The sequence below is a fragment of the Algibacter sp. genome (assembly GCF_049667265.1).
Lineage (GTDB): Bacteria > Bacteroidota > Bacteroidia > Flavobacteriales > Flavobacteriaceae > Algibacter_B.
Map to the genome: position 1 here is coordinate 1 of NZ_JBATHX010000067.1, position 7281 is coordinate 7281.

Genomic DNA, 7281 nt, shown 5'->3' on the forward strand with positions numbered 1-7281 from the left:
TTATCCCATCAAAATGGTTTAATAATTTAGGTTCTGAGTAACAAAACAACCCATTTGTTAAACCTAATTTTGAAATTGAGTTTAAAGCAAAATCGAAACTTTCATTTGTATTTAGTTGATTTTCAAATTTCAATAATTGAGAGGATAAAATAGCTCCTACAAAACTACTAACCAGCCATGTAGGGTATTTTATTTCTTTATTTACTTTAAGAAATGGTGAATCTTCAACATAGCCAATTTGTTCGGAAAGATATTGACCATCAGAAAATGAAAGCATCGTATTTTTAAGTTTAAAAGCACTTTTTATCACTTCAAAATTTATATTAGATTGAAGTGATTCATGACACCAAACTAAAATTCTATTCGGGTATTCGTTTGCTAATTTAAATAATGACATTATGGGGTTATCAACATGAAGATCTATCAACTGATTTGATTCTATATCAGTAATTTTTGTAACCTTTTCATCCTTATGTAGCAGAAGAATCATTTCTTTAGAATAGATTTATAATATTGAATATTAATATCTGCAATTTTATTGATATCAAAAAGCGATTCTACTTTCACTCTAGCTTCCTTCCCAATTTGACTACATAATGCTTCATCATTTAATAATTTAAGAATTTGATTGGCATAGTCATCAATTTTTGATGGGTGTACTAAATAGCCATTAATACCATTATCTATCAACTCTTGGGCCCAACCAATACTTGTGTTTACAACCGGTTTTTGCATGGCCATAGATTCGATAGTTACCATACCTAAAGTTTCAGCAAACGATGGATACGCACAAACATGGGCTTTTTTAATTTGGGCTCTCACATCTTCATAGGGGATTTTCCCTAAATAATCAACTTGTTTTATCGCTTCCGAAGAAAAAATTTGAGTCATTAATTTATAAGTTGAGGCTTCTCCTGTTTTAATATCAAACGAATCACCACCAATTAAGATTAATTTTGCCTCAGGATTTTCTTTATTAATTTTATTAAAAATCTGAGCCAATTCTAAAACACCCTTTTTTCTTATGATTGTGCCGATATATAAGATAACGTTTCTATCATAAATATTTGGGCTTGGGTTTTCAAAATGCTCTAATTGTAATCCATTATAAATCGTTTTAATTTTCGTTTTATTTAAACTAAAAATTTTTTGAGTTTCTATTCCGGCATAAGTTGTTGGTGTCGCATACCTTGAAGCTCTTTTTAAAGCTAATTTTTCAAACATAAAGTTTTTAAATTTTTGCTTTCTTCCTTCTAGTTTACAGAAATAGGCATCGCTACCATGAAAGCGAATTACCAAGGGGACCTTAAACTTCATAAAAGCCGTAATACCCGTCCAATCTGGTGCTTCTAGAATGTTAATTCCTTTTTCATTCACTATTTTATTGACATATTTTTGAATATGCTTTCTATAAAAATACCAAGTAAACAAACTGTATTTTTCTCTTTTTATAAGGTGAATTTCTACACCTTGGTCGTGAACGACAACTGTTTCATTTTGATGATAAACAAACACCGTAACATCAACTTCTTTTTTAACTAATGCCACCGCCAAGTTTTTTATGCTTGTAGCTATTCCTGCAGCAAATTTAACCTGTGGGTGTGGATATTCAGATGTTATAAAACCTACCTTCATTTTAAAATTGAATCTATGGTATTCCAAATAGTTTTCGAAGCTTCAGTTGGTGTTTTACCAACAACAATTTCATACCATTTTTTACATGTTTCTACATTTGATAATTTTCCATCTAAAATTTGCTTTATCAATCCTTCCAAATCATTTTTATCTGTACAAAATACTGCTGCTTCCTGAGTTGGCATGCTTCTAAAGTGCACATATTTATAATTCTGACCAATATCTCGAATGCCTTTTTTTAACTGAGGCTGTTCATAATTATAATATATACATGGCTTATCATGCGCTACAAAATCAAATACTGTTGATGAGCACACATTAGTAACAAACTCACTGTGTTCGCAAACATTATAAAGGTTTTTAAAGTCTTCTGGCGTTGGTAAAACTTGGTTCCATTGGCTTCCTACCTGTTTCCAAATGGGGTCAAGAACTTCAATAATATCTTTATTGGCTTCAATTACGGCATCATACCTTGGTGTAAAATCAACAGGACATTTTCTGTAAATAATGCCTAAATTTTCCCCTTTTTCATTTAAGCTCCTGACAGCGTTGGCTAAATCTTCTAAATAATATTGATCTAATGGAGAGGTTGTTTCATCGTCGCCAGAATAACAGATGTATTTTTTATTCACATCCAAACCGTACGCTTTAAAAAAAATTTCTCTTGATTCCTTTAATGAGGTATCATAATGAGGTTCAAACTGCGGTGTTCCAGTTACAAACACTTGATTTTCACTTACAAAAGGATAATATTGTAACACTTCCTGCTTCATCAAATCGCTCCAAACAAAATAATAATCGGTTTCAACTACTTGCATAGCCTTCGGCACGTTATCCCAAGAATACACAAATGCAACGGTTGGAATTCCTAAATCTTTCGCTGCTAATAAAGCACTTATAGATTGCGTTGAGCGCTGCGTAGTACAAAACACCATATCTGGTTTATGCGCTTCTAGCTGTGCTTTGCAATAGGTGTATTTGGTTGTTGAACGCTCCAATTGGTTAATTTTTGCTCGAAGTTTTACAACACCTTTTTCAGAAGAATATAATCCAATGAGCACTTTGATATATAAACTTTTAAAAGTATTCTTTAGACCTTTGTAATTGAAAGGGAATTTATAAGTTGGATAAACACTATCATTAAATTTATCTCTTGAAACGTTTAATTCAGCTCGTTTTCTAGCTCTTGAATATATTGATAACAAGGGATGTGCTGAATGGTCTTCTATCTTTACTTCTTTAAAGCCTAGATTATCTTTAAGTGAAAAAATAGTATTATTCCAATAGGTGATATCAAAACCCATATTCTCGCCAATATTTTTAAAATCTGTAAAGGCAAAATTTCTTAAACCAACACCATCAGGAAAAAAAACAAATACTTTTTTACTCATTTTTAAATTAACTTTTAAACGGACAAACGCTCATTAAACCTTCACATAAATTATCGATATCACCATTTTTAGGAAGATAAACATAACGTTTGAATAGGTCTTGCAATGCATCCATATTCATTTTCACATCCACACTTTTCGATTTATAATTTGGTATTTGTACGGATTCAAAATAGTCTTGATATTTGATATCATCGCCAAAAACATTATCTGAAAACTTTTGCCAAACAGCAGGAATTCCATAAGCATGCGCCACAATGACGCCGTGTAATGATGAAGAAACAATTTTTTCGCATTTTAAGAATTCATTTGTGGTGGCTTCAACATTATTTGTCATTAAATCAATCAATAAAATACCATCTTCATTTTTATAAAAATCTTTCACTTTTTTAAAATCGCTATAGTGTGGAATAATACCAATGGCATATTCTTTTTCTACTTTGGGGTGATAATATTTTGGGAGCAATAAAGCAGGATCGCCGTAAATTTCGGGCACGTTGTAACCCTGATTCAACAAGTGTTTTCTTGTTTGAGGACCTCTAACTGCTAAAAATTTTGCTTTTTCAATAGGGTATTCTATAGAAACTATTCCACTACCCCAAACAATGCATTTATGGTTTACATTTGATAAAATACTACCAATGGTCACATAAATTGGGCTAAAGAAATCGTAGAATGAAAATGTGGATGGCTTACTCCAAACAACTTTTTTTTTGGATATTTTCTCAACCAAATATTTACCCAATAGGTCGCCGTAATTTTCTTTGGCCTTCCCTTGCATCTTTATTTCATTCCACCAAAACAACCTGATTTTATTGGATGAAAACATGTTATCCTTTTTTGTTTTTCAATTTATCGCGCTGAACCTGTTCAATAGGTAAAATATCTTGATTTTTGAAGCGTAAAGCGTTATAAACGGCATTTACATCTCTTGATAATTTACGTAATCCCATAGGTTCTAATGATGCTGCATGATCTGTTCCTTTCCAGGTTCTATCAATCGTGTAATGACGCTCTATAATGTTGGCTCCTAAAGTAAAAGCAGCAACATCAACAGCTATTCCTAAATGATGACCAGAAAAACCAATGTGTTTCACGGCATCTCCATATTGCTCATTAAGAATATTAATATCTAAAAGGCAAACATCTTCAAACGGAACCGGATATCCAGAAGTACAATTATAAAGTACTAAATCTTTATTTCTATTTTTCTTTTTGAAAAAGTTGACTAAATCTTCAATTTCAGATTTGGTAGTCATTCCTGTTGAAATATGTATTTCGCCTTTATAATTATCACACAACCAAGCCAACATGTCGACATTATTATTACAAGCTGACGGAATTTTAATAAAGTCTGGATTAAGTGATGCTATTTCTTTTGCTGAAGTGACATCCCAAACAGAAGTTGAATAGGTAATACCAATTTCTTCACAATAGGATTTTAATTCTTGGTGCTGATTGACGTCAAACTCAAGATATTCTCTATGCGCGCCATAGGTTTCACCATAAGAATTAATAGGATTTGGATGCGGCTGATTATATTGATCTTCGGTTAAAAGTTCTCTATTATTACGCTTTTGAAATTTTACAGCATCCACATTGCAAAATATTTTAGCTACTTTAATTAGCTCCTTTGCAATTTCCATATCGCCTTTATGATTGCAACCAATTTCTGCAATAATGTATGGTTTTTTATACGTGTTCATAAATTAATTTAGGGCTTATTAAAATCTTTTATTATAATTCATTACAAATTCACAAGCTTCACGAATGGCACCTGCTCCTGAGTTTTTTGAGAGCACAACGTCGGCATGCAATTTCACAATATCAGTAGCATTATTTGGTGCTAACGACCAGCCCACGCTACAAATATTTGTAAGGTCGTTCACATCATCACCAACATAAGCGACATTGCTTAACGATATGCCTTCTTTATCAACAATACTTTTAAGTAAATTATATTTATCTTTTACTCCTAAAAACACATGTTCTAATTTTAATTTCTCCATGCGTTTAGCTACTAATTGCGAGTTTTCTGAAGTCATAATCATAATACTAACATCAAACTGTCTTAAAATTTCAAGCCCCATACCATCTCGCATATCAAAACTTTTGGTGTGCTCACCGTCTTTTGTATAAGTTATAGTGCCATCGGTAAAAACGCCATCAACATCTAAAACAATATGTGTGATTTTTTTAGATTTCTTAGCTCGTTTCTGTCTTTCAATGAGTAAACTTTCAACGGCTATCCAATCAGATTCGCTATCAATTTCCAAAAATGAATCTTCTGGCATCGTAATAACGGCTGTTTTATCGCCTATTCTATTTTTATGCGATTGTAATGCGTGTTTCGTTACGGCATAAACAGCTCCATTTTCAATTAACAGACCTTCAAAATCTTGACGTCTAGGTCTTTTTAACGGATTATAATTTAAAGGTTTCCCATTTTTATCCCATAAAAAACGATGGGTATTTACAACCGTTAAAGCAGAATCAAAACCATTATTTAATTCAGATAAACAAGCGTTAATATCTTCTTTTTTGGTAAAAGGTGATGTGGCTTGTAACAAACAAAATACATCAAAATTATAATCAATTGACTCACTATATTCGATCATAGCCGTTTCAGTTAATGCAGTATCCGTTGCACTTGATTTACTGCGGGTTATTGCTTTAACTTTATTGGTCCAATGATATTCCTTTTCAATAAAATCAATAATGGCTTCATCATCGGTATACACAATAACCTCATCTAGGTCAGAAAAAATGGCTTCACCTAAAACCCAAGTAAATAATGGCCTTCCAACCATTTTTCGTTTGTTTTTATTAGGAATACCTTTTGATCCTTTTCTTAGTGGAATAAAGCCAATTTTTTTCATTTAACTGATGTTATTTTTTAAGTGATTATGCTAAAATACAGTTTGTTTTTCAAAACCGTAAATTTAACTACTTCAATTAATAATTGTGTTATATTTTGAAATAACCTTTTCGGTAATTACAGGTCTATTTAATTTTGGTTTGACTTCAATTTGATTAAAATCAAAAGCATTATTTACCATGTTTTTATTGGTAATAGCCTCTGTAATTAACGCTTTAATTGATTCCACATCCTCACAGTTTTCAATTAACAAACCGTTTTTATTATGCTGAATAATTTCAGCTGTTGCACCACCAGGATTTGATTGTATTGGAAATGCTCCCATAATTATGGCTTCAAGTAATGTGTTGGGCATGCCATCAGAATTACTGTTACCAATGTAAATTAAGGCTTCACCCATAAGCTTAATGATTTCCATGTGAGGTAAAAATTCAGCCTTTGAAAACGTTTTTAAATCTAATTTACTTTTTAGATGGTTTTGGTTGATAAAATTCTCAACTTCTTTATCTATTCCAAAAATAACGATTGGAAATTCTCTTAACTTTTCATTTAAATCATTAATAGCTTTAAGCAATGAAATAGCTCTACCAGACCGGCCTTGATAGCCTTTTATTAGAATCGTTTTGCGTTGATTTACGGGTAAAATAAATTTATCATATTCGGATATTGAATACCCGCCTCCTCCTGGAAAAACACCCAATAATTCACCCTTGAAACCGTATTTTTTTGCCAATTTAACATCGCGTTTACAATCTGAAAACATATAATTTACGCGAGGTAAAACGTTTTTAATATTTTTTAAATACGCTGGTTTATGCTGAAAATAATACAAATCACTTCCCCAAGATGAATAAATCCATTTTACATTTGGATATTTTTGCATCACCTTTAAAATTGGTGAACATGAAATATACAGCACAAAACTATGAACCACATCTGGTTTAACCTCCAATAGCGTTTTTTCAAAAGCTTTAGCCGTATTATTTTCAATTAAAAAACTTAATTTATTATAAAGCCAAGCAGCATATTTTTTGATGAATGAACGGCCTTTCAAATTTGGAAACTTTTGCTTCCACCCTACAATTTGATGAACCCACGATAATTTTTCAGAATAGCCGCCATCACGCACATTAAACCAATAGACCTCATGCTCAGTATCTTTTAATTGCTCTGTCCACCTTTGAAAATGGATAGAATTCATGGACACCATTAGTATTTTCATGGGTTTGAAGTTATAATTTAATGATTAGGGATATCGTTTCTGATTGGGTATTAAAAGCATATTTATAGGGTGCATTTCTAAAATTCGTGATGATGGTTTCCAAAAGCATCCCATTTATAGTTTCCATATCTGAAAACGTTCTAACTTTTTTATTT

At 31.8% G+C, this 7281-nt stretch carries 6 protein-coding genes and 1 pseudogene; all 7 read right to left on the bottom strand.

Going from position 1 to position 7281, the window contains the following annotated elements; all coding sequences use genetic code 11:
* A pseudogene (locus WBN21_RS02605) lies at window positions 1-490 on the bottom strand (hypothetical protein); the annotation flags it as partial.
* The gene (locus WBN21_RS02610) at window positions 487-1635 is read right to left on the bottom strand and encodes a glycosyltransferase family 4 protein (RefSeq protein WP_424197745.1); all 1149 of its coding nucleotides are present in this window, start codon (window positions 1633-1635) and stop codon (window positions 487-489) included. The gene WBN21_RS02610 and the pseudogene WBN21_RS02605, both read right to left, overlap by 4 nt.
* The gene (locus WBN21_RS02615; protein WP_424197746.1) at window positions 1632-3026 is read right to left on the bottom strand and encodes a CDP-glycerol glycerophosphotransferase family protein; all 1395 of its coding nucleotides are present in this window, start codon (window positions 3024-3026) and stop codon (window positions 1632-1634) included. Before WBN21_RS02615 ends, WBN21_RS02610 begins: the two co-directional genes overlap by 4 nt.
* 7 nt (window positions 3027-3033) lie before the next feature.
* Window positions 3034-3855 carry a polysaccharide pyruvyl transferase family protein gene (locus tag WBN21_RS02620; RefSeq protein WP_424197747.1) on the bottom strand — a complete coding sequence of 274 codons (822 nt, stop codon included), beginning with the start codon at window positions 3853-3855 and terminating at the stop codon, window positions 3034-3036.
* A 1-nt stretch (window position 3856) separates the two neighbouring features.
* Window positions 3857-4732, bottom strand: coding sequence for an N-acetylneuraminate synthase family protein (locus tag WBN21_RS02625; protein WP_424197748.1), 876 nt, complete (start codon window positions 4730-4732; stop codon window positions 3857-3859).
* Between the two features lie 18 nt (window positions 4733-4750).
* Window positions 4751-5905 carry a cytidylyltransferase domain-containing protein gene (locus WBN21_RS02630; RefSeq protein ID WP_424197749.1) on the bottom strand — a complete coding sequence of 385 codons (1155 nt, stop codon included), beginning with the start codon at window positions 5903-5905 and terminating at the stop codon, window positions 4751-4753.
* 72 nt (window positions 5906-5977) lie between these two features.
* The gene (locus WBN21_RS02635) at window positions 5978-7126 is read right to left on the bottom strand and encodes a glycosyltransferase (RefSeq protein ID WP_424197750.1); all 1149 of its coding nucleotides are present in this window, start codon (window positions 7124-7126) and stop codon (window positions 5978-5980) included.
* Window positions 7127-7281: the final 155 nt, after the last annotated feature.